The 24,209-nt window shown below is 65.0% G+C and carries 16 protein-coding genes and 1 pseudogene; 6 read left to right on the forward strand and 11 right to left on the reverse strand.

The features are described 5' to 3' along the window. The first annotated feature begins 118 nt into the window (after nucleotides 1-118). Nucleotides 119-3,061 (forward strand): MMPL family transporter, encoded by a 2,943-nt coding sequence (locus tag MSIMFI_RS04495; protein ID WP_191498024.1) that lies wholly within the window; start codon nucleotides 119-121, stop codon nucleotides 3,059-3,061. Beyond that, nucleotides 3,058-3,585: a helix-turn-helix domain-containing protein gene (locus tag MSIMFI_RS04500; RefSeq protein WP_191496298.1), complete on the forward strand. Its 528-nt coding sequence runs from the start codon at nucleotides 3,058-3,060 to the stop codon at nucleotides 3,583-3,585. Before MSIMFI_RS04495 ends, MSIMFI_RS04500 begins: the two co-directional genes overlap by 4 nt. A 7-nt stretch (nucleotides 3,586-3,592) precedes the next feature. Here the strand turns inward: MSIMFI_RS04500 and MSIMFI_RS04505 are convergent, their stop codons facing one another. Both MSIMFI_RS04505 and MSIMFI_RS04510 read right to left on the reverse strand, forming a co-directional pair. After that, on the reverse strand, nucleotides 3,593-4,282 hold the full coding sequence (locus MSIMFI_RS04505; RefSeq protein ID WP_191496299.1) for a hypothetical protein: 690 nt from the start codon (nucleotides 4,280-4,282) through the stop codon (nucleotides 3,593-3,595). Further along, nucleotides 4,279-4,920 carry a hypothetical protein gene (locus MSIMFI_RS04510; protein WP_191496300.1) on the reverse strand — a complete coding sequence of 214 codons (642 nt, stop codon included), beginning with the start codon at nucleotides 4,918-4,920 and terminating at the stop codon, nucleotides 4,279-4,281. Before MSIMFI_RS04510 ends, MSIMFI_RS04505 begins: the two co-directional genes overlap by 4 nt. A 42-nt stretch (nucleotides 4,921-4,962) precedes the next feature. Here MSIMFI_RS04510 and MSIMFI_RS04515 point away from each other — a divergent pair, with 42 nt between their 5' ends. Then, complete coding sequence (locus MSIMFI_RS04515) at nucleotides 4,963-6,960, forward strand: M13 family metallopeptidase (protein WP_191496301.1); 1,998 nt, start codon at nucleotides 4,963-4,965, stop codon at nucleotides 6,958-6,960. A gap of 37 nt (nucleotides 6,961-6,997) precedes the next feature. Here MSIMFI_RS04515 and MSIMFI_RS04520 read toward each other — a convergent pair whose 3' ends face one another. From MSIMFI_RS04520 to MSIMFI_RS04535, 4 genes are all read right to left on the reverse strand, one after another. After that, the gene (locus tag MSIMFI_RS04520; RefSeq protein WP_191496302.1) at nucleotides 6,998-9,247 is read right to left on the reverse strand and encodes a molybdopterin-dependent oxidoreductase; all 2,250 of its coding nucleotides are present in this window, start codon (nucleotides 9,245-9,247) and stop codon (nucleotides 6,998-7,000) included. After that, nucleotides 9,234-9,830 carry a TetR/AcrR family transcriptional regulator gene (locus MSIMFI_RS04525; RefSeq protein ID WP_191496303.1) on the reverse strand — a complete coding sequence of 199 codons (597 nt, stop codon included), beginning with the start codon at nucleotides 9,828-9,830 and terminating at the stop codon, nucleotides 9,234-9,236. Before MSIMFI_RS04525 ends, MSIMFI_RS04520 begins: the two co-directional genes overlap by 14 nt. Nucleotides 9,831-9,901: 71 nt before the next feature. Beyond that, nucleotides 9,902-10,537, reverse strand: coding sequence for a response regulator transcription factor (locus tag MSIMFI_RS04530; protein WP_191498025.1), 636 nt, complete (start codon nucleotides 10,535-10,537; stop codon nucleotides 9,902-9,904). A 386-nt stretch (nucleotides 10,538-10,923) separates the two neighbouring features. Continuing rightward, on the reverse strand, nucleotides 10,924-14,532 hold the full coding sequence (locus MSIMFI_RS04535) for an ABC transporter ATP-binding protein (protein ID WP_191496304.1): 3,609 nt from the start codon (nucleotides 14,530-14,532) through the stop codon (nucleotides 10,924-10,926). 361 nt (nucleotides 14,533-14,893) lie between these two features. On the opposite strand from MSIMFI_RS04535, the gene MSIMFI_RS04540 reads away from it, so the two are divergent. Beyond that, nucleotides 14,894-16,717 carry a hypothetical protein gene (locus MSIMFI_RS04540; RefSeq protein WP_396819420.1) on the forward strand — a complete coding sequence of 608 codons (1,824 nt, stop codon included), beginning with the start codon at nucleotides 14,894-14,896 and terminating at the stop codon, nucleotides 16,715-16,717. Nucleotides 16,718-16,787: 70 nt separating this feature from the next. Here MSIMFI_RS04540 and MSIMFI_RS04545 read toward each other — a convergent pair whose 3' ends face one another. From MSIMFI_RS04545 to MSIMFI_RS04560, 4 genes are all read right to left on the reverse strand, one after another. Continuing rightward, nucleotides 16,788-17,732 (reverse strand): L,D-transpeptidase, encoded by a 945-nt coding sequence (locus MSIMFI_RS04545; RefSeq protein ID WP_191496306.1) that lies wholly within the window; start codon nucleotides 17,730-17,732, stop codon nucleotides 16,788-16,790. Nucleotides 17,733-17,814: 82 nt separating this feature from the next. After that, entirely contained in the window at nucleotides 17,815-18,792 is a 978-nt protein-coding gene (locus tag MSIMFI_RS04550; RefSeq protein WP_191496307.1) for a L,D-transpeptidase, read from the reverse strand. Between the two features lie 117 nt (nucleotides 18,793-18,909). Beyond that, entirely contained in the window at nucleotides 18,910-20,166 is a 1,257-nt protein-coding gene (locus MSIMFI_RS04555; protein WP_191496308.1) for an MFS transporter, read from the reverse strand. A 65-nt stretch (nucleotides 20,167-20,231) separates the two neighbouring features. Further along, nucleotides 20,232-20,534, reverse strand: a complete 303-nt coding sequence (locus tag MSIMFI_RS04560) for a copper-sensing transcriptional repressor RicR (RefSeq protein ID WP_186241198.1) — start codon at nucleotides 20,532-20,534, stop codon at nucleotides 20,232-20,234. An 80-nt stretch (nucleotides 20,535-20,614) separates the two neighbouring features. On the opposite strand from MSIMFI_RS04560, the gene ilvD reads away from it, so the two are divergent. After that, nucleotides 20,615-22,309 carry a dihydroxy-acid dehydratase gene (gene ilvD / locus MSIMFI_RS04565; protein WP_191496309.1) on the forward strand — a complete coding sequence of 565 codons (1,695 nt, stop codon included), beginning with the start codon at nucleotides 20,615-20,617 and terminating at the stop codon, nucleotides 22,307-22,309. A gap of 38 nt (nucleotides 22,310-22,347) precedes the next feature. Here the strand turns inward: ilvD and MSIMFI_RS04570 are convergent, their stop codons facing one another. Then, a complete protein-coding gene (locus MSIMFI_RS04570) occupies nucleotides 22,348-22,788 on the reverse strand; it encodes an SPW repeat protein (protein WP_191496310.1) in 441 nt (146 codons plus the stop codon). A gap of 272 nt (nucleotides 22,789-23,060) precedes the next feature. Between MSIMFI_RS04570 and MSIMFI_RS28875 the strand changes: the two are divergent. Then, nucleotides 23,061-24,189: pseudogene (locus MSIMFI_RS28875) on the forward strand (PE family protein). Nucleotides 24,190-24,209: the final 20 nt, after the last annotated feature.

The raw sequence follows: 24,209 nt of genomic DNA on the forward strand, positions 1-24,209 counted from the left end.
CGCGGCCGAATCGTTGCAGCTCAGCAACCGAGAAGCCGACATAATGCACAGTGCTCTGCGGTAGGCTCGCGGGCACGCGTTGCGCGACAAATACGGGGAGACCGACATCCAGCAGTTCATGATGCGCCTGAGCCGCAACCTGCGCAGGTTCCGCTGGTTCGTCTTCGCCGGCTGGTTGCTCGCGCTGGTACCGGCGATCTACTTGGCACTAACGCAGTCGGGGAATCTCACCGGCGGCGGTTTCGAGGTAGCCGGGTCGCAGTCGATCTTTGTCCATGACGAGCTCATCGCTGCCTATCCCGACCTGGGAGCCTCCTCGTTGGCGCTGGTGGCCGCGCCCCGCGCCGACGCCAGTTATCAAGACATCAATGACGCCGTCGCCCAGCTGCGACAAATCGCCGGCGAGTTTCCCGGCGTTTCGGAGGTACCCAACCCCACCCAACGGCCCCCACGACCCGACCGGCCTTATGTGGTGTCGCTACGCTTGGACGCGCGCAACGCCGGCACCAGCGACGTTGCCAAAAAGCTCCGCCAACGAGTCGGCGTCACGGGCGATCAGTCCGGACAGACCGCGAATGGCCATGTGCGGCTCTATGTGATCGGGCAGGGCGCGCTGTCCGCCGCGGCGGCGGCAAACACCAAACACGACATCGCCGCCGCCGAACGCTGGAACCTGCCGATCATCCTGATCGTCTTGCTCGCGGTGTTCGGTTCGCTGGCGGCCGCGGCGATCCCGCTTGCGCTCGGGGTTTGCACGGTCGTCGTCACGATGGGCCTGGTCTTCCTGTTGTCGATGCACACCACCATGTCGGTGTTCGTGACATCGACGGTGTCCATGTTCGGCATCGCGCTCGCCGTCGACTACTCGCTATTCATCTTGATGCGCTTTCGCGAGGAGCTGCGTTCCGGCCGTCAGCCTGCCGATGCCGTGGACGCCGCGATGGCAACGTCGGGGCTCGCGGTCGTGTTGTCGGGCCTGACCGTCATCGCCTCCCTTACCGGCATCTATCTGATCAACACCCCGGCACTGAAGTCGATGGCCACGGGAGCGATTCTGGCGGTCGCTGTCGCGATGCTGACGTCGGCCACCTTGACGCCGGCGGCGCTGGCGACGTTCGGCAGGGCAGCGGCCAAAAGGTCAGCGCTGCTGCACTGGTCGCGCCGTCCTGAAACCACGGTGTCTCGGTTCTGGACGCGTTGGGTCGGATGGGTTATGCGCCGGCCATGGATGTCGGCGTTGGCGGCATCGGCCGTCTTGATCGTCACGGCCCTACCGGCGACATCGATGGTGCTGGGCAATAGCTTGCTGCGCCAGTTCGACTCGTCACACGAGATCCGCGCCGGAGTGGCAGCGGCGTCCCAGGCGCTCGGCCCCGGCGCCCTGGGGCCGGTTCAGGTGCTGGTCCGATTTCCGCACAGTCCTGATATCCAAGCCTCCGCACCCGAACATGCCCAAACGCTTGCCGCGATCCGCGAGCGTATGGCGCAGGCACCCAACGTCGCGTCGGTGGCACCGCCCGAATTTGCCGACAACAACCGCAGCGCCCTGCTCAGTGCGGTCCTGTCGGTCGATCCCGAGGACATGGGTGCCCGGCAGACGGTGGACTGGATGCGATCCCAGCTGCCCAAGGTCGCCGACGGCGGTTCCGCTCGCGTCGACGTCGGCGGTCCGACAGCGCTGATCAAGGACTTCGACGACCGAGTGTCGGCAACCGAACCGCTGGTGCTGATCTTCGTTGCACTGATCGCGTTTCTCATGCTGTTGATCTCGGTCCACTCGGTTTTGTTGGCGCTCAAGGGCGTCCTGATGACCCTGCTGTCGGTTGCGGCCGCCTACGGCAGCCTGGTGATGGTCTTTCAGTGGGGCTGGGCAGAACGACTCGGCTTCCCGCACCTGAGTTCGATCGACAGCACGGTGCCCCCATTGGTGCTGGCGATGACGTTCGGGCTGTCGATGGACTACGAGATCTTCCTGCTCACCCGGATCCGCGAACGCTTCCTACAAACCGGCCACACCCGGGATGCCGTTGCCTACGGCGTGAGCACCAGCGCGCGCACGATCACCAGCGCCGCGCTGATCATGATCGCGGTGTTCTGTGGGTTCGCGTTCGCCGGCATGCCGCTGGTCGCCGAGATCGGTGTGGCGTGTGCGGTCGCGATTGCCGTCGACGCCACCATTGTGCGGCTGATATTGGTGCCGGCGTTGATGGCGATGTTCGCCAAGTGGAATTGGTGGCTGCCAGGATGGTTGGCCCGGGTCTTGCCGTCCGTCGACTTCGACAGGCCGCTGCCCGAGGTCGACCTCGGCGACGTCGTGGTCATCCCCGAGGACATCACCGCGGCGATAGCGCCCAGCGCCGACCTGCGCATGGTGATCAAGTCGGCGGCGAAGCTCAAACACCTTGCGCCCGATGCCATTTGCGTGGCGGATCCGCTCGCCTTCACCGGTTGTGGACGTAACACGGACGAGCCGGAGCAGGTTCTACAAGAAGGTGCCGCACTCGCGTCAGCGGCCAGCAAGGTCGGCCTTGCCTACCGTAACGGCATCGCCCGAGCGATGTCGTGGGCCGAGCGGCCGGTTCACCCGGTCACCGTCTGGCGGGGCCGGTTATCGGTCGCCCTCGATGCATTGCAGACCACTGCGACGGCTCGCGACACATTTGAGCGCCGCAGCCCGGTTGAGACCACCAAGGTGCAATTGCCCACCGGTGACAGACTCCGAATTCCGACCGGCGCGGAAACCCTACGTCTCAAGGGCTACTTGATCATGTGCCGTAACAGCAGCCGCGACTTTGCCGAATTCGCTGACATGGTCGACACGATGGAACCCGAGACCGTCGCAGTGGTGCTGGCCGGAATGGACAGGTATTACTGTTGTCAACCACTCGGCCAGTCTTCAAGGCGGCAGTGGATGGCTACCCAATTGGTTCGACGACTGGCGGATCCACATCCGTCTGACCTCGATAATGGGGAGATCGAACCGGATGCCAGGGCAAACTGGGAGGAGGTCAGGCAGCGCTGCCTGTCGGTGGCCGTGGCGATGTTGGAGGAGGCGAGGTGACGTTGGCAGCCGACCAGCGAAAGCCTGCGCCCGCATCGCCGCCACAGGGGCCCTTGCAAAGACCCCAGGCGAACCCGAGTTCCCACGACCCGGACCAACCGGTGGAGTTCTGGCCCACCGCCGCTATCCGATCCGCGCTGGAGGGCGGCGACATCGCCACCTGGAAACGCATTGCCGCCGCCCTGAAACGCGACCCCTACGGGCGCACGGCGCGCCAAGTCGAGGAAGTCCTAGACGGCGCACGATATGGCATCTCCAAAGCGCTGTGGGAGGTGCTGGACCGCGCCCGCGCTCACCTAGAGGCCAACGAGCGTGCCGAGGTGGCCCGTCACGTGAGGCTTCTCCTGGATCGTTCGGGTCTCGAACAGCAGGAATTCGCCTCGCGCATCGGCGTGACCACGCCGGACCTGGCCGCCTACCTCGATGGCAGCGTCAGCCCATCGGCTTCGCTGATGATCCGGATGCGCCGGCTCTCCGACCGGTTCGTACGGGTAAAGAACTCGGGCACCGCCGACTCCAATTAAGCGTGAGTTAGCGCGAGCTGATCGGCGTTACGTCGAGCACCAGCCAGTCATTGCCCCGCTTGGTCAGCGTCACCCGCACTGCGGGTGCCGCCTGGCTGGTCGGCTGGCCGGGCGTGTCCTGGGTAACTCGCAGAATCACCGCGACACTGGCGGCCGCCGGCCCCAGGGCCTCGACGCCAGCTGACAGTGTGGCGGCCTGTGCGGTCACCTTCCGCTGTGCCAGGTCGGCGCTGGACTTGGCGTACTGCTCCTTGAACGCGCCCGCCCGTTCCGGCACCATCATCGCCGCGGCCTTGTCGACGAAGGCTGTCGGGGCGGTCGGAGAGAACGACGCCACCGCTTCCGCCATCCCGGTTGCAATCTGTACCACCGTTCGGGAATCCCGTTTGAAGTCTTCATCCGGTGTCGTCCACTGCAAGTACCCGGTCATCACGGCCGCCGAGACTGCGGCCGCGCACAGCACGGCAACGGCCAATCGCAGTCCGGGCGCGTCGTCGTCGGTGCCAACGGTCACCGCATCGCGGCGAAACAGCAGGAAATTGACCGCCACCGCTTCTACGATCAGCAGCACCAGCACCGAACACGTGGAAACCCACCACAGCGGCCAGCCGAGCACGACTCCGATCGCCAGCAGCGCCGCGATCGCGGCCAGTGGTGCGAGGATGTCGAAGGCCACAAGCCGCCATGCGTTTCTCATCGGATTGACTCCAGCTTGGAGATCATCAGCTTGCCGTCCACGCTGGAGACATCGAGTCGCAGGCTCCAGTGCACCGTCTGTGGCTTGGCGCCGGCATTTTCGGCAATCGACGTCGCCACGACCATCACCGAGTCCGTCCGGGTGGCGAACGGCGGCAGCTTCGTAATCACCACGGGCCGAGCGGCGCCCGGCTGGGTGTCCAGGTCGTGGTGCACCGTTTCGACCGCCACCGCCTCGATCCGGCCCGTGCTGCGTGTCTGCAGCTTCTCCACCACCTGGCGGTAGGGCTGTACAGCGGCGTCGAAGTCGGTGTTGAGTTGTCCGACCGTTTCGTCGTGCAGTCGCTGCAGGCTGGCGTCGACGTTGCCGGCGTTCATGTTGATCAGCACATCGGTCCATTCGGCGGCGGTCCGGATGACCCGGGTCAGATAAGCGCGCTCGCCTGCGTCGTCACGATGCCCCTGCCAGATCAGTACCCCAAGCACGACCGCGACCACCGACACCACACCGAGAACGGTCGAGGCGATGCCGTAACTGGAGAACATCGCCCCGTCCGACGATTCGGGCACCGACGTATCCGGCTCCGCCTTATCGGACTCCTCGGCCGGCCCTAACGAGGGCTCTGGATCGTCTGACATGGCCCGATCGTCGCACCCGAAACGAGATGGAAGGATGGCGGGGTGACGTATGCGGCCATTCACTCGGGCATCGACCTGAGCCATGTCGACGCCGGCGCCCGGCCTCAAGACGACCTCTACGGTCATGTCAACGGTCGCTGGCTCAGCGAATACGAGATACCTGCAGATCGCGCCATCGACGGCGCCTTCCGTGCCCTGTTCGACCGTGCCGAAGAGCAGGTGCGAGAGCTCATCGCTGAAGCTAGCCGGGCCAGCGATGCCTCAGACTCCGCGCTAGGCACCGACGAACAGCGCATCGGCGACCTCTACGCCAGCTTCCTCGACGAGGAAGCCGTCGAGCGCGCGGGCGTGCAACCGCTGCTCGACGAACTGGCCACGATCGACGCCGCCGCCGACCACGATGCACTGGCGGTTGCCATCGGCGCCCTGCAACGAACCGGAATGGGCGGCGGCATCGCACTATACGTCGATACCGACGCCAAGGACTCGACGCGCTACCTGGTGCACTTCTCTCAGTCCGGCATCGGGTTGCCGGACGAGTCCTACTTCCGCGACGAGCAGCACGCCGACATACTGGCCGACTACCCTCGGCACATCGCCCGGATGTTCAGCCTCGTATACGGGGGCGAAAGCGAAGACCACGCCGGAACAGCTGCCCGCATCGTTGCGCTAGAGTCTAAACTCGCTGCGGCGCACTGGGATGTGGTCAAGCGCCGCGACGCCGAGCTCACCTACAACCTGCGCACCTTCGCGGATTTGCAAACCGAAGGGGCGGGCTTCGACTGGGCCGGTTGGGTGACGGCACTGGGCAGCGCTCCGGAAGATGTCTCCGAACTGATTGTGCGCCAACCTGATTACCTCACCGCTTTCGCCCAGTTGTGGACCGGCGAAGATCTCGAAGACTGGAAGCGCTGGGCCCGTTGGCGGTTGATCCGCGTCCGCGCCCCCTGGCTGACCCGCGAGCTCGTCGCAGCGGATTTCGACTTCTACGGCCGCAGGTTGACCGGCGCCGAGCAGATCCGTGACCGCTGGAAGCGGGCGGTGGCGCTGGTGGAGGGCCTGATGGGCGACGCCGTCGGAAAGCTTTATGTGCAACGGCATTTCCCGCCGGGAGCCAAGGCTCGCATCGACGCCCTGGTACACAACCTGCAAGAGGCGTACCGGATCAGCATCAGCGAACTTGACTGGATGACACCACAGACCCGGGAACGCGCGCTGGCCAAGCTGGCCAAGTTCACCGCGAAGGTTGGCTATCCAGCCAAGTGGCGGGACTACTCGAAGTTGGTGATCGACCGCGACGACCTCTACGGCAACTACCAGCGCGGCCACGCGGTAAACCACGACCGCGAGCTCGCCAAGCTCGGTGGCCCGGTGGACCGGGACGAGTGGTTCATGACCCCGCAGACCGTGAACGCCTACTACAACCCCGGTATGAACGAAATCGTCTTTCCCGCAGCGATTTTGCAGCCTCCATTCTTCGACGCCGAGGCCGACGACGCCGCCAACTACGGCGGCATCGGTGCGGTGATCGGACACGAAATCGGGCACGGCTTCGACGACCAGGGCGCCAAGTACGACGGCGACGGCAACCTGGTCGACTGGTGGACCGACGACGACCGCACCGAGTTCGGCGCCCGCACCAAGGCGCTGATCGAGCAGTACGAGGCGTACACGCCCCGGGCTCTCGACAAGAGCCACCACGTGAATGGCGCGTTCACCGTCGGCGAAAACATCGGCGACCTGGGTGGGTTATCCATAGCGTTGCTGGCCTACCAGCTGTCGCTGAACGGTGAGCCGGCTCCGGTGATCGACGGCCTCACCGGCGTGCAGCGCGTCTTCTTCGGCTGGGCACAGGTGTGGCGGTCCAAATCGCGTGATGCTGAGGCGATCCGGCGGCTCGCAGTGGATCCGCACTCCCCGCCGGAGTTCCGCTGCAACGGCGTCATCCGTAACGTCGACGCGTTTTACGAGGCCTTCGACGTCGCCGAGAATGACGCGCTGTTCCTGGAGCCCCAACGCCGCGTCCGCATCTGGAACTAATCTCCGCGAGCAGACACAGAATCGCGTAAATCCACCCCTACGCGTGCGATTCTGCGTCTGCTCGGCACAGTTCGATGCGCGCTGGCACGTGTTTGTGCCAGGGCGTGCCGGCGTACCGGTCGCGCCATTCGGTAGAAGTGAGCGCATTCGGCGCGACGCCCGGAACGACGGTGCGTCCATCAGCGTCGACGTAGTCGAGCCCAAAGCCATTGGGCAGGGCGGCATGTCCGGGCAGCATCGCCTCGTTGATCTCGACGGTTGCCTCCGCAGTGCCGGCCGCGGTGGTGACGCGGGCCCGGCCTCCGTCGACAAGCCCAAGGGCTTGGGCGTCTTCGACGCTGACGCGTAGCGCCCCGTCCGCGTCACGTTTACGCCAGGACGGGTCGCGGAAGATGTCGTTGGCGGTGTAGGCGCGGCGTTCGCCCACAGATAGCACGATCGGCAATTCGGCAGTGGTCAGCCGAGCCGGCGTCCGGGTCAACGACCTTATCTCGTCCAGCATTTCAGGGATTTCGAGCGCAATCTTGTGATCGTCGTGGCTGATCAACGCGAAATCGTCCTCGTAGTTGTGCGCGGTAAAGGTGACCCCCGACGGGCTGTCGAGGATCGCGTCGAACAGCGCGTTGCCGTCCGCGTGGCCGGCACGTCGAACGGCCTCGGGATACGTCATCGCCACCTTCTGGGCGAGACCCCACAACGCCGCCGCCCCGGCTAGCCCGTCCGGCAGCGTCGGCCCCAGCGTTTCGTAAAGCACATACGGAAGTAGTTTCGCCACAGTGGGATTGGTCGCCATCGCGGTAAGGAACGCCTCGGTGTAGGCCTGGCGTCCTCGCTGAGCCGCTTCGCGCAGCGGCCGCAGATCCGCTTCGTCCACCACGCCAAGCGCCCGAACCAACCGGGCCCAGATCTCCGGCTCGGGCAGCGTTCCGGGTAGCGGCTCGAGCAGCGGCCTTCGCAACTGGAAGCCGTTGTGCGGGAACTCGAAATTGAAGAACGTGGCTTCCGGCTTCTCGAACTGGGAGGCCGCGGGCAGCACGTAGTGCGCGAGTCGAGCGGTCTCGGTCATAGCGACATCGACTACAATCATCAGTTCCAGCGCCTGGAAAGCCTTGCGGCACGCGGTCGAATCGGCCAGCGAGTGGGCCGGATTGCCGCTTTCAACGATCATAGCGCGGAACCGGTCCGGGTGGTCGGTCAGGATTTCTTCGGGAACGGCATTGGCAGGGATCAGCCCGGCGATGATGGGCGCTCCGGTCACGGGGGTGCGGCCAGAGACCTTGCTGAACAGCGGAGCGAAGGACGAATGCAGGTGCTGGCCGCCCTTTTTCGCAAAATTTCCGGTGAAAATCCACAGCAGCTTGTTGAGATAGGAGCACAGTGTGCTGTTGGGACCCTGCTGAATGCCGAGGTCTTCGAACACCGCAACGCTGGCCGCGCTGCCGATGCGGCGTGCGGCGGCACGCAACAGCTCTTCATCAACCCCGCAGTGCTCGGCGAAGTCAGGTATCGGGACTTCACGTAAGACAGCGCGCACGGTGTCGGCGCCGTGCACATGGTCGGCAAGAAATGCTTCGTCGCACAGGTTTTCCTGAACCAGCACAGCGGCAAGCGCCGTCAGACACCAGGCGTCGGTGCCGGGTCGCACCCGAAGGTGGAAGCCGGCCATCTTCGCGGTGTCGGTAACGACGGGATCGATCACGATCATCGACCGGGCCGGGTCTTTGGCAATCTCGTTGAGTACCACCCTCGCTCGTGGGAAGCTCTGCGACATCCACGGGTTCTTTCCGACGAACCCCGACACTTCCGCGTGCTCGAATTCGCCCCGGGTGTGACCACCATATAGTTGACCGTCGACCCAAGCCTCGCCAGTTTTCTCTTGCGCCAACGCGTTTGAGCGGTAGCGCGAACCTAGGGCCTTCAGGAATGCGCCACTATAGGCCCCGCCAAGATGATTGCCCTGACCTCCGCCGCCGTAGTAGAAGATCTTGTCACCGCCGTATGTATCGCGGATTCGCTTGAATCCTTCGGCAATCTCGACAATCGCAGTGTCCCAGTCGATCTCCTCGTAGGTTCCATCGGGACGGCGGCGCATCGGCGACGTCAGGCGAGCACGGTTGTTCTGGTAGTGGTCCAGACGCAGCGCCTTGTTGCAGGTGTAACCCCGCGACCCCGGATGCTCCTTGTCACCCCTGATTCGAGCGAGTTTGCGATCTTCGACTTGCACGACGATGCCGCAATTGCATTCGCACAGAATGCAGGCAGTGTGCTGCCAATCAGTGGTGGTCATCGCGGGTTCCTTCCGGCAGCTCGGCCAGCAGCAGGTTGTGCAGCTGGCGATGAACGAGATCAAGTGGCTTCAGGTCGCGCTGCACACGGGCCAGCAACAGCGCGCCCTCAAGCGCCGAGGTAACCAAGGCCGCTAATTCTTTCGCCCGCTCCGACGGTATGCCGTCGGCAATGAAGCGCTGCGCGATCAGGTCGCACCAACGGTCGAACACGGCGGCCGCGCGCTCGATCACCGGCGTCATCCGCTCCCGATCGGCCGCCTCCCCCGCTTCGACCGAGACCGCGGCGATGGGGCAGCCCGCGCGGAAGTCACTGCCAAGCAGTTGCTGGCGATATTTGTCGACCAACGTGTCCAACAACTCGACGCCCGGCTGGGTGTCGTTGATGATCGCGGCGACATGCTCGCCGGCGTAGTCGACCGCCTCGCAGAGCAGCTGGGTACGCCCACCCGGGAAATAGTGGTAGGCCGAACCACGCGGCGCCCCGCTGTGCTGCAGAACGTCCGAGATAGCGGTGGCGTGAGCACCCCGTTCCCTGATCAACAGGGCAGCAGAGACCACCATCCGCTCACGTGGGCTCCGCATATGTATGATGCTATACATAATCGCCGGGTAGGGATAGACCCAAAACGACAGGTGGCGGTGTGGACTGGAACTTAGATGATGCCGGCACGCACGGCATAGGCGATGGCGTGCGTGCGGTTGCGCAGCTTCAGCCGCGTCACGACGTCGTGAACGATGTTCTTGATCGTGCGCTCTGAGTAGTTGAGTTTCATCGCCACTTCGCACGTGCTCAGGCCGTCCGAAAGCAGACGCAAGACCTCCACCGCACGCTCGGCGAGACAGGCGGTATCCCCCGCGGCGGGTTGGGCCGTCCCAATCGATCTGAGGCGGCCGACCAGATCACGCTGGACACGTTCTGGAAGTCGGAGGCGGCCTTCCGCGGACAACCGGATTGTCTCGACGATGCTGTCGAACGTGGTCTGCCCGCGATCCAACAAACCCGTCAGCTCCAGGTCGATCATTCGGAAGACCTGTTCCGCGGAGAATTCGTCAGCGACGACGACCAGTTTGGGCGGATTGCCCGGGATAACCCGCTGGACGTCGTCGATTTTGGACAACAACTTTTCGGTGATCGTGGTGGCCAACACCAGTAGCACGGTGGCCTCGCATCCGGCCGACCAACTGCGCACATCGAGCTCTCGGTAATTCGAGAATCGGGCCAAAGCGCCCTCTTCGGTCAGTGGGTCGCTCGCCAGTAGGGCGACTGGGGTGACTGTCATAGGCGCCATTGGCATCCGGTCCGGACACAAGGTGAACTCCGCGCCGGACTGCGCCCCCCTGGGCCGCACCGCGTGCGCCAACTCGGTCTTCATCGTGGCGTGCCTGCCGGGCACTAGCCGCTCGACGGAATGGTTCGAGGACAGGTAGCTCCCGACGGTGTGACCGTCGTTCCATCTGCTCACGTGTCTGCCCTCGTCACGCGTCTGATCACTGGATTTGCACTGCGGCCCGCTCCTGACCACGAGCCACCCTACCGCCGCGAACTGGTGCCCGAGAGCTATCTGTACAGACTTTTGACACATGTCAACTAGTTGTGGGACATCCGTGTCCCCCGGATTGCGGACATCCCGTATCCCCCGATTGGCCGCGCTGTCCCGTCAGCACTGCCGCGTCTTTAGGGCGTGGTGGCCGCGACCAAGTTGTTCGCCAACAGCGTGTGCTGGGATTGCGGCGGCCAGCCCACTTGAGTGTGGGCCTCCCATAGCTGCGCATAGCGGCCCCCAGCAGCGAGAAGTTCGGTGTGGGTGCCGTCCTCGATAACGCTCCCGTGCTCGAGCACGACAACACGATCGGCGGATTCGGCAATTCCGAGCTGGTGCGCCACAATCAATGTCGTCCGGCCGGCGGCCAGCCCGACAATCGCCCTGTGCACAACGGCCTCGGTAGCGGGATCCAAGGCGACGGTAGCCTCGTCCAGCAGCAGAATATCGGGATCGACCAGACGCGCCCTGGCCAGTGCGAGCAACTGCAGCTGGCCGGCGGAGAGATTGCGCCCGCCCGCGGCGGCCCGATGCGCGTACCCACCGTCGAGTGCGGTGATCATCGGATGGGCACCGACCTCTCTGGCGGCACGTTCGACCTGCGCATCGGTGGCATCGGGCCGTCCGTATGCGATGGCATCGCGGACCGTCCCGGCGAATAGGTACGGTTCCTGCGGCACGATGCCGAGGCGGCCGCGATAGCCGTCGATATCGAATTCCCTCAGGTCGCATCCGTCGACCCGCACTATCCCGGCGGTCGGATCATAGAACCGCGCCACCAACTTGAGCAGGGTGGATTTCCCGGACCCCGTGGAGCCGACGAAAACCACCGTCTGCCCGGCCGGAATTCGCAGGTCGATACCGGCCAATGCCGGCGCTTCCCGTGTCCGGTACCGGAAGTCGACGGCGTCGAACACCACCTCGCCGTGCAGCCTGCCCGCCGGCCGTGACACCGGTGACGACGGCGACGGCGCGCTCAACAACGACCGGATCCGCGCGGCCGCCACCGCCGCCTGCTGATACCCGTCGAACATTTGCGAAAGCTGGTCTATCGGCGTGAACAGCAGTTCGACATAAAGCAGGTACGTCACCAGTGCACCGACCGATATCACGCCCGCCTGGACCTCGCGTCCGCCGTCTAGCAGCACCAGGGTCGTCGCCAGGCTGCACAGGAAAGCCACGAATGGAAAGTACAAAGCCAGTAGCCGCTGGCCGCGCACCCGCGTTCGGCGATAGTCGTCGCTGTGCGCGAAATAGCTTTGCACTCCGACGTATTCGGCACGGAATGCCTGCGCGATCCGCAGCCCCGCCGCGTACTCACGCAGGGTGGCGGTCATCGTCCCCAGCCGTTGGCGTGCCTGCCGGTAGATCCAGTTCGACGCCCGCTGGAATTGCCAAGTCGCAAGGGCCAGCAGCGGCGCCGTGGCGATGATGAGCAGCACCAGCCTGGCGTGAATGGCCAACAGCACCACGAGAATGCCCACCAGAGTCACCGCACTGACCACCGCGGTGACCAGACCCGTTCGCAAAAACGCCACGATGGCCTCGACGTCGGAGGTAACTGCGGTAACGATGTGGGCATCGCCGTCGTCTTCGAAAGCGTCCAGGCCAAGTCGCTGCGCATGGGAGAACACGCTGGACCGCAATCGAAACAGCACCTTTTCACCGGCGGCTCCGGCGACCATGGCACCTCCCCACTGCGCCACGAACCGGACGACTACGGCACCTGTGCCCACGAGCGCTGCGCACCACAGCACCGACAGCAGGTGCTGGCGAACCCCGACGTCGATACCGTGACGGATGAGCAGGGGCGGTAGCAAACCCGCGCAGCTCTCGACTCCTACCAGGAGCAGGCTCAACGCAAGCGGACCACGGAAGTCGCGCAGTAGGCGGTGGAACAGGCGGCGGCCGGGTGTGTGGACGCGAGGTTCGGCCGTGCAGCTGTTCGCATCGTGCGTGGCCGGTGGCGCTGGTCGTGTTGTCGGTGCTGGTACCGGCGCGCAGTCCTCGGCAACGAGGTCACCGGTGAGATCCGGTGCGGGCGATAGCAATTCGCGGTATCGAGGGCAGCGTTCCCACAACTCGTCGGGGGTGCCGATGTCGAGCAGCCGCCCGGATTCCAGCACCGCGACCCGGTCGGCCAATGCGAGCATGGATCGCCGGCGGGTGAGGATGATCGCGGTACGATCCGCGATGACTTCGCGCAACACCTCATGAATTCCAGATTCGATGACGGCGTCCACAGCAGACGTCGGGTCGTCCAGAATCAGCAACCGCGGCCGGTCGAGTAACGCCCGGGCCAGGGCGATGCGCTGACGTTGCCCGCCGGACAGTGTCAGCCCGAGCGCACCGACGGCCGTGGCATAGCCGTCGGGCAAGGTGTCGACGAACTCGTCGACATGCGCTGCCCGGGCCGCCTCGGCAATCTGTTCCGCCGTCGCATCCGGCCGACCGTATGCGATGTTCGCACCGATCGTGCCCGAGAACAGGACGGCCTCCTCGGGTACCAGGCCTACCGCTGACCGCAGCGAGCCGAGCGTCAGGTCGCGCACATCCTGGCCACCGATCCGCACCGCGCCGGCGGTGACGTCGTAGCTACGCGTCGCCAGCAACGCCAAAGTCGATTTGCCGCTGCCCGGTGCGCCGACCACGGCGAGGGTTTCGCCGGGCCGGATCGACATGCTTATGTCGCTCAGGATCGGGCGGTCGGCGACATATCCGAAGGATGCGTGCTGAAACTCGAGCGAAGCCTGAGCCCCCGAGGTCAAGCACTTGGCACCATCGACCAGTGTCGGCTGGCTGTCGATAACTTCGAATACCCGTACCGCCCCCGCTCGCGCCTGCTGGGTAACCGTCAGCATCCCCGCCAGGTCGCACGCCGGCCGTGCCACTAGCGCCAGGCAGGACCAGAAGGCGACAAAGGTACCCACCGTGATGCTGCCCTGTGCCGCCATCCATCCCCCGAGCGCGAAGACCGCCATCTGGCCCAGCGCCGGCAGGCTTTGTAGCAGCGGACCGAAGTGTGCGTTGAGCCTGGCCACCCGCAACCGCGCCGTAAACAGCGAACGGCCGGCCGTTGCGAGCTTGTCCGTCTCCTGCCCCTCCTGCGCGAAAGCCTTGACGACCTGGATTCCGGAGACTGCCGCATCGACAACCCCCGTGACCGTGGCATAGCGCTCCTGAGCGCATTCGGTGGCCGCTGCCAGCAAGCGGCGGCTGCGATGAGCAATCAGGGCGATCAAAGGCACCAGCAGCACCACAGGCAGAGCCAGCATCGGGGACAACCAGATCATGACCGCGACGCAGAGCAGCAGCGTGAGCACATGCCTGATCACATTGGGCAGGTCGAACAGCAGCCCCTGCACCAGCTGCAGGTCATTGGTGGTGCGGACGATTAGCTGGCCGCTGCTCCACCGGTCAAGCTGGCGGCCGTCCCACCTCATCAGGGACCGAAAAGCATCCATGCGTAGGTCGTGCTGTACCAGGTGGGCGATGCGACCGCCGTAGTACCGGCGCACGAAGGTCAGCAAGTAGACCGCACCGGCAGCGGTTAGCAGGACCGTGGCCCACGGTGCCAGAGGCCGGTGGTCCGTCGCGACCGCATCGTCTACGACACGCTTGACTACCAGCGGAACCAGGACGGCGATAACGGTGCCGGCCAGCGCCGCCCCGAATCCCAGCAGCAAATCACCCCGATGCCGAAGGACATATCCGGACAACCGGCACCACCAAGTCGTCCGCATCCGGCGTATCCCTTCTTGTTTACTGCGCGGATCACACGGTATATGCCAGTGACTTCGGCGACTAAAGCTAACGGGAAATCGACTCTTCCCTTTCGAGCGGAACTCGGACAACCGTCACCACCAACTCGTCCGCATCCGCTGCATCGATTCTCATTCACGGCTCGGATCACACGGAATATCCCGTTGGCATCGAAAGCCGAAAGGGAATGACATCTTCCCTTTCGGGCAAGACTCGGATACCGCTCTGGCGATATCGCCAGGGCCCGGCTATACATTTGGCAGTCGGCTCGACGGGGTCAAGTTCTCGAGTTCTCGAGTAATGCACGACCGCAGAGATAATCGCCTTTCCCAGGAGAATCGCATGGGCTCACGAGTTCGGGCAGCTACCGCACAGTCCCCTTCGGGCAATTCCGACGGAATCCAACTGACCCCGTTCATCGCCAGCGACATCCTGCCACTGGATTTCGCACCGCCCATCGGTCCGCAATTGGTATCCAAGGACGAACTGCCCGCCGCCTGGGCGTACAAACGATTCAGCGATCTGGACGCAAAGGAGTCCTACCGGAGAAAGCTCCTGCAGGAGCTCGCCAACGCGCTTGAGGCCTGGAATTCGGAGACCGCCGCCGACGCCACCGCGGCGCTACGAAACCTCATGGGTCAAATGGCCGAGCAGGGGGCGGTGGTCCTCGCCAACATCGTTGCCCCGGAAACCTTTCTGAAATTGGTCGCACGCTACGACGAAATCATGGCCCGGGAGGGTAGCGGCAGTTTCATCCATCGCTTCGTGGATCTGCGGCGAACGATCGGACTGCTGACCGATCCAACGGTTAACAAGCCGCTGCTGCACCCATTGATGATCGCATTGATCTCCTACGCCGTCGGCGGGCCGATCAGAATGGTCGACGCACGCGCCAAGGACGCCGAACCGCTGTCGGTGCTGGCCCAGGACAATATGCTGCACATCGACAACACGCCGTTCAATGACGAGTACAAGATCCTTGTCACCTGGCGTCGCGGAACCGCACAAGGGCCGGCGGGACAGAACTTCACCTTCCTGCCCGGCACACATAAACTCTCCCGCACCTGCTTCGTCAACGAGACGGGGGTGCCGTGGTCGACTGAAAATGCGTCGATCTTCACCACCACCGACAGAATCCGCAAGGTGTTCGACGCGCAAATGCAACTTCGCGGCCAGGACAACCCGACCGTGGTCGAGGTCACGGATTCCGAACGACCGCTGAGCACCGTATTCGCCGCTGGCTCCCTGGTGCATCACCGCTTCCGCACCGCCACCGGCAGCGCTCGCAGCTGTGTCATCATGGCCTTCCACCGCGTCGCCGACAACCCCGGCCGTCTCGTCAGCGATCTCAAGGACCCCCCGGATGCCTCCTTGAGCGAGCTGCTGACCAGCGGCGTATCCGACGACTCCTACCAGCAGCGGTTCATCACCACCTTGTGCGCCGCCGCCGACGAGATCGCCGAACTGCTCCTCAAGTGGAAGGTCACCCCGCGGCGCCCGGTACCGATGCCACTGCAGGAAAAGGAGATCGACGGGCAGCGACTCGAGGAATGGATTTCGGCGGCCACCGAGGCCCCCGACGTGCAAGCGATCCGCAACCGCGAACAGCCGATCCCCTACGGTGAGGTCCTGTCGCGGGAGGAGTTCTTCGATCTGATCTGGCGGCTGATGCGGTTCGACAAGCACGGCCCGCTGGATCTGATCCTCTACCACGACAACCGCGAGGAACCGAGAAAATGGGCGCGCAACCTGATTCGCGAGATGTCGGCGGATCGGCTCTATGAGCGGTTACTCGGCTGGAGTGCCGACATGGACCAGCATCGGCCCGCCGACTGCCTACGTCCGCGACAGATCCACGCCCTGATCTCCGAGGTGCTCGAGACGCTGCCACTCGACGGCAACCAGATCCAACCCGCCGACTGGCACAACGACATGCTTGGCATGAGCCCGGCCGCCGCCGCGCGCTCGGTGAAACACCTGCTGGAGGACGTGGCCGAGGCTTTGCTGCGCTGCGAGGACATGGCCGCCTACCGGTCGACCAGCCTGTTCGCCTTCTGGGCCGTCGACACCGCCTACAGCCTGGACGGCAGGCGAAACATTGTGGTCCACGACTGCGCACGTCGGCTGCTTCGGCACTACGTGATGCTGTCGCTGACCTCGCTCTAGCGAGCAGACGTAAAAGTCACCCTTTTTGGGTCAAAAAGGGTGACTTTACGTCTGTTCGCGGGCTAAACCGTTAGTTCTGCCAGTCGTTGGAGCCGTCGTTGCGGGTGTACGTGCCGACGGAGTTCTTCACCACGATGGGATCACCGGGACCAAAGTTGGTGAAGAACCACTTAGCGTTGGTGGGGCTGAGGTTGATACAGCCGTGGCTGACGTCGCGCCGACCCTGGTCGTCAACCGACCACGGCGCGCTATGCACGAAGTTGCCGCTGTTGTCGAACCGGACGGCGTCCGTCACCGTTATCTTGTAGCCATTCGCCGAGTTGACTGGAACCCCGTACGTCGAGGAATCCATCACAACCGACGCCATCTTCTCTTGAACGTAGTACGTGCCGTTTGCGGTTTGATGGCCGCCGGCTGCCATACCCATCGACATCGGGAACGTCTTCTCGACGACGCCGTTTCGGGTAACGGTCAATTGGTGCGTGGCGTCATCGGCGGTCGCCAGCAGCTCATCGCCCGTTCGGAAGCTCGACACGGTGCCACCCGCGTCGATGGTCACCTCGGTGTGGGCGGGCCAGAAGCTCAACGGGCGCCAGCGCAACTGGGTCGGGGTTTGCCAGTAGAACTTGCCAGCGACCGGCGGGATCGACGAAACGTGAACCGCGCCTTCTGCGGCGCCCGCGTCATCGACCCGCGCTGGAAAGTCGATGATGATCGGTTGGGCCACGCCCACTGTCGAGCCATTGGCGGGGTTGAACTTCGGCGGCCCGAATGGTGCCGTGCCAATGAACGGTGTCGGATCCTCTCCGGCGGCGGGACCCACAAACGGCTGCCCCATCGGAGGCGGATCGGCCGGGGGCGGGACAACCCCCGGATCACCGGGAGCGGGATCAGGATCTGCCAGCGCAAGACCGGCAGTCAGCACCATCACAAAGCCCAATAGTGGGCCCAGTACTGAAGCTATTCCGACTGCCTTCAAAGCGCCGAACAGCCTTCCCCTCGCCCAGCCCGTCATCCGCATCCCTCCGTCGCGATCTCGAAATAGTTTGTCACCCAGAACCGTGCTGAATTTCGACTCCGGTTCGCCGAACCAGTCGCTACACCTGCCAGTCCTGGGCGCCGTCGTTCTTGTTGTAGGTGCCGACGGAGTTCTTCACCACGACGGGATCACCACTACCGAAATTGTCGAAGAACCACTTTGCGTTGGTGGGGCTGAGGTTGATGCAGCCGTGGCTGACATCGCGCTTGCCCTGGTCGGCCACCGACCACGGCGCGCTGTGCACAAAGTTGCCGCTGTTGTCGATCCGCACGGCGTCGGAAACGGTGACCTTGTAGCCATTGGCAGAGTTGACCGGGACACCGTACGTCGAGGAATCCATCACCACCGTGGGCATCTTCTCCAGCACGTAGTAGGTGCCGTTAGGGGTTTGGTGGTTGCCCGCCGACATGCCCATCGACATAGGGAAGGTCTGCACCACGGTGCCGTTGCGCGTGATCGTCATCTGATGCGTCGCGTCGTCAGCCGTGGCCACCAGGGCGTCACCGGTCCGGAAGCTCGACTTGGTGCCGGCCGCATCGATGTTCACCGCGGTGTTGGCGGGCCAGAATTGCAGCGGGCGCCAGCGCACCTGCGTCGGGCTCATCCAATAGAACTTGCCCGGCACCGGCGGGATCGACGAGATGTGGATGGCCCGTTCCGCCAGCGCCTGGTCAGCGATCGGCACCTGGAAGTTGATGATGATCGGCTTGGCCACACCCACCATCGAACCGTTGAGCGGATTGAACGTCGGCGGCCGGAACGGCGGCTCACCGACGAACGGCGTCGGGTCCTGCCCGGCAACGGGGCCCACGGGCACCGCCAGCGGATCGACCGGCGGCGGCGCGAGCGGGTCAGGCAGTGGCGGCAGCGCCAACGGGTCCGGCGGCGCGGGCGGATCGGCCGGGGCGACGGCCCCTGGGTCGGCGGGCACGTCCTCCGGATCCGCGAGCGCGGGGCCGGTGCCCAGCACCAGCACGGCAGCCACACCGACCGCGTTCAAAGCGGCAACGAGGCGCCCCTTCGTCCAGCGCGACATATGACATCCCTCCAGTCACATTTGGACCCAGTCTGGCATAGCGCGGCATCTCGCTACCGGTTCAACGACGCCACAATCCCGCGGTAGCGGGCGACTGCGCGTCGCTGACCTGCGGCTTTACTCGTCGTGTGAAATTGCCCGGGGAGTCTTGGGCCTAACCTCGATCAGCTGCATGATGGCCGCCATCCCCAACAGCGCAACCCCCATCAATCCCGCCGATGCGGTCAGCATCATCGCCACACTGCGCTCATACAACAGGCCGCCCACCAGCGAGCCGCCCATGATGCCCACCTGAAACGCCGTCACGTAGAAGCCAGAGGCACCGTCGGGGTCGTCGGACGCACTGCGCATCGCCGCCGATTGCAGCATCGGCGACACCGCGTTGGCCATGGCGCCCCACAGCACGATCGCACCCGTTCCAAGAACCAGCGTCACTGTCGCGGTCTGATGCACGCCGAAAGCCATCGCGGCCAGCAGAACGAGCGCGGCCGTCAGCCCGGCCATACAGAAGATGACCGAGCCCTTGGGCCGGCGGTCGAGCGGCCGTGCCACCAAGGCGACCGCAATCACACCAGCAACACCGTACGCGGCGAGCACCCACGCAAGGTTCGGTCCGCGTACGCCGACGACCTGGCGGATGATCACCACGATGTACGTATAGGAGATGAAATGGCCGATGACGGCGACCATGGTGATGAGGCTGACTACAACCAGGTGCCGATTGCGGTGGTGACGCGCGTGCGCACCGACATGCTGTAGCTCGTCGGCGTTCAGCACCATCTCCGGCAGCACCAACCGCGCCGCCACGGTGACGACCGCAGCCGCGACGGTTACACACGCCGCGGCCAGCCGCCAGCCCCACATCAGGCTCAGGGCGGCCGTGAGTGGGCTGCCGACCACCAGCGCCAGGCTTGTTCCGATGAATGTCGATGTGATCGCACGCCCGGCGTGGCTGGGCGGCACCAGCCGGGTGGCGAGTGGGGCGAGCACCGACCACAGCAGCCCGTGCGTCACCGCGCAGAGCACCCGACCGGCGGCCAGCACCGCGAAGTTAGGCGCCAGCGCCGAGATGAGCTGCGAAACGGTCAGACAGACCAGACTGACCAACAGCACCCGACGCCGCGGCCAGTGCGCGGTCCAGCGCACCAGCGGTACCGTCGTCAGCGCCGCGACCAGCGCATACCAGGACAACAGCGTCCCCACCAAAACCACGCTGACGTGCAGGTTGCGCGCGATCGCCGACAGCGCGCCTACCGGGAGTATTTCGGCAGTGACATAGATAAAAGCCGCCGCGGCCAGCACAGCCAGCTGCGCAGCGGTCCGTGGAGTCCACGGTCGTGTGGCAGTGGCGGGGATTGCGGCTTCGGCGGTCATAGCGAGGGACTCTCATCAACCGTACGCACGCCGGCGACGGCCGCCACGCAACACGCCCGAGACGATTAGGAACGAACGAGTCGCGCGATGGCCGCGGAGGCTTCGGCGAGCTTGGCTCGGCCCTTTTCCGGGGCCTCCGGCCCCTCCTCGGCCACGGCACGCGTAACGCAGTGACTCAGGTGCTCGTCCAGCAGGTTCAGCGCCACCGACCGCAAGGCGCTGTTGACGGCGCTGATCTGGGTGAGGACGTCAATGCAGTACTTATCCTCGTCGATCATGCGCGCGATACCGCGGACCTGACCCTCGATGCGACGCAGGCGCTTGGCGTAGTTGTCCTTCTCCTGCGTATATCCGTGTGGCGCCGTCATACCACGCATCGTACTCCATACCCCGAAGGGGTATTAGCCTCGGATTTTGGTCACAATGGCGGCGCGAGCATACTTGTCCAATGCCCCAATCCGACATCAAACCCCGCAGTCGTGACGTCACCGACGGTCTGGAGAAGGCTGCCGCCCGTGGCATGTTGCGGGCGGTAGGCATGGACGACGAAGACTTCGCCAAGCCGCAGATCGGGGTCGCGTCGTCGTGGAACGAGATCACGCCGTGCAATCTCTCGCTGGACCGGCTGGCAAAGGCGGTCAAGGAAGGGGTGTTCGCGGCGGGCGGCTATCCACTTGAGTTTGGGACGATCTCGGTGTCCGACGGCATCTCGATGGGGCACGAGGGCATGCACTTCTCCTTGGTGTCGCGTGAGGTGATCGCCGACAGCGTCGAAACCGTCATGCAGGCCGAGCGCCTCGACGGCTCGGTGCTGCTGGCCGGATGCGACAAATCACTGCCCGGAATGCTCATGGCCGCAGCGCGTCTCGATTTGGCGGCGGTGTTCCTCTACGCGGGCTCCACATTGCCCGGGCGGGCCAAGCTTTCCGACGGCAGCGAACGCGAGGTCACGATCATCGACGCCTTCGAGGCAGTGGGAGCGTGCGCCCGTGGATTGATGCGCCGCGAAGACGTCGACGCCATCGAGCGGGTCTTCTGTCCCGGCGAAGGGGCTTGCGGCGGCATGTACACCGCCAACACCATGGCCAGCGCCGCAGAGGCACTTGGCATGTCGTTGCCGGGCAGTGCGGCACCGCCGGCAACCGACCGCCGTCGCGATGGGTTCGCACGTCGCAGTGGTCAGGCCGTCATCGAACTGCTGCGCCGCGGCATCACCGCCCGCGACATACTGACCAAGGAGGCGTTCGAAAACGCAATTGCGGTAGTGATGGCGTTCGGCGGGTCAACCAACGCGGTGCTGCACCTGCTGGCGATCGCCCAAGAAGCGGGCGTCGCGCTGTCGCTCGACGACTTCAGCCGGATCGGGTCCAAGGTGCCGCATTTGGCCGATGTCAAGCCGTTTGGCAACCACGTGATGATCGACGTAGACCACATCGGCGGCGTCCCGGTGGTAATGAAGGCATTGCTGGATGCTGGTCTGCTGCATGGTGATTGCCTGACGGTGACCGGCGAGACCGTGGCCGGGAATCTCGCCTCCCTTGCCCCGCCGGACCCGGACGGAAAGGTGTTGCGCGCGCTGGACAATCCGATCCATCCGACCGGTGGGATCACCATCCTGCGCGGATCGCTGGCGCCGGAAGGCGCGGTCGTCAAGTCCGCCGGCTTCGACTCCGAGGTCTTCGAAGGCACCGCAAGGGTTTTCGACGGCGAGCGCGCCGCACTGGACGCACTCGAAGACGGCACCATCACCGACGGCGACGCCGTGGTGATCCGCTATGAGGGCCCCAAAGGTGGGCCTGGGATGCGGGAAATGCTTGCCATTACCGGCGCGATCAAAGGCGCGGGCCTGGGCAAGGATGTGCTGCTGCTGACCGACGGTCGGTTTTCCGGCGGGACGACCGGTCTCTGCGTTGGTCACATCGCACCGGAGGCGGTCGACGCTGGACCGATCGCGTTTCTGCGCAACGGCGATCGCATTCGCCTCGACGTGGCCAGCCGCACCCTCGACGTACTCGTCGAGCCAGCTGAATTCGCGGCCCGGCAAAAGAATTTCATCCCGCCACCACCACGCTACAAGTCCGGCGTACTGGCCAAGTACGTCAAACTCGTCGGCTCAGCCGCGGCAGGGGCGGTCTGCGGCTAACCGCGTCGAATTGGCTTCTCGTCTAGCGGACTTCGAAACTACGAGTGAGTAACCGTCGAGCGCGTGCGCATGCCGAAGTAGGTGGCGGTCAAGCCCAAGAAGGCCACCACCGCACCCGCGACGATGTGCGACCACATCATGCTGGCCGTCCGCGTGATTCCTTGCAGAATCCACGGCGCGAAGATGAGCCATACACCGAGCACGGGCATCGTCCACGTCATGCCATGCGTGCGGTCCAGCGCTGAAGCGAACCCGTAGGCCAGGAACGCGACCGCGATCCCGACGATGAGGTCGCAGAAGGCGAGCTGTCTCGTGGCGCTGAAACCAACGATCCACGGGGACGCAGCCACATACAGGCCTGCGAGCATCGTCAGGCCGAAGGTGATCTGCGCGCTCATCGACTCGGCGGCGCGCTCGAAGCTCTCGCGCAGGGCCAACAAATCGGGGTGGTGATCAATTGATGAATGGACCGTACTCATTTTGCAACCTTTCTGTTATGCAGCAAGCCCGTTGTGCAGCAAGCACTGTAGGCCTTCTGCAACCCATCCATCTGTCCCAAGATTACGCTCGGCCGCCAGATGCCAGCAACGAAAAACGCGCGCTTTGGGCGCGCGACCGATCGGCCAGATGACTTGTGATTAAGCGATTTCCGAAACTCTGAGCGCTGGCTACGTTGCCAGCGATACCATCGTGCAGTCCATCGCTGGCGCAACTGCGCGGCGATGTTGTCTTGAGTACAGCGAGGTGCCCGATGACATATGTACTGGTCTCACCGGAGATGATGGCCTCGATGGCCGCCGATATAAAGAGCATCGGCGCGCTTTTGGCCAACGGCAACGCGGTGGCGGCCAGCACGACGACGAACGTGGCCAGCGCGGCGGCCGACGAGGTATCCGCAGCAGTCGCGGCGTTGTTTTCCCAGCACGCGGCCGACTATCAGGTGCTTGCCCGGCAGGCAGCTACCTTTAATGAGCAGTTCGCGAGCAACTTACTGGCGGGCGCGAATTCGTATGTCGCGGCCGAGGCCAGCAACGCGGCGGACGGACTGATGGCGGTAATCAACGCGCCCACCCAGGCGCTATTGGGGCGCCCGCTGATCGGTAACGGTGCCAATGGAACAACCGTCAATGGTGTCGGGACCGCTGGCGGGGCGGGCGGCATCTTGTACGGCAACGGCGGCAACGGTGGGGCCAGCACCAACCCGGGAGCACCCGGCGGCGCCGGCGGAGCTGCTGGCCTCATTGGCAATGGCGGCATCGGCGGACAAGGTGGGGCCGGTGGGACCGGCGGCGCCGGAGGCAATGCCGGATTCTTGTTCGGCACCGGCGGAGCCGGTGGCGTCGGCGGAACCGGTACCGCCGGTGCGGCCGGCGGCGCCGGAGGCGTAGGCGGCACGGGCGGCGCCGGGGGCAGCGGCAGCCTGTACGGCGCCGCCGGAGCCGGTGGCGCCGGCGGGGCCGGCGGTGCCGGTGGTCAGGGCTTGGCCGGCCAGGAGGGCGGTGCCGGTGGGGCCGGTGGAGACGGTGGAGTCGGCGGGGGCGCTGGCATGTTCGGCAGGCGGCACCGGCGGCGCTGGTGGTAACGGCGCCACCGGCGTGGTCACCGGTCAGGCCGGCGGTGCCGGTGGGAAGGCCGGCAACGGCGGCACCGGCGGCGTCGGCGGCAGCGTGACCGGCACCGGCACCGGCAACGGCGGCGACGGCGGCCAAGGCGGTGACGGCGGTGCCGGCGGCGACGGTGGCGATGGCGAGGGCGCGTCCGGCGGCTCCGGCGGAGACGGCGGCCAACCGGGCGGCGGCGGCCAGGGCACCTCACCGGGCGGCGTCCCCGGCGGCCCCGGTGACCTCGGCGCCGATGGGCTTGACGGGCAAAACATTTAGCGTTGTATCCGAGTTCGGGC

The sequence above is a fragment of the Mycobacterium simulans genome (assembly GCF_900232995.1).
In the GTDB taxonomy this organism is placed as follows: domain Bacteria; phylum Actinomycetota; class Actinomycetes; order Mycobacteriales; family Mycobacteriaceae; genus Mycobacterium; species Mycobacterium simulans.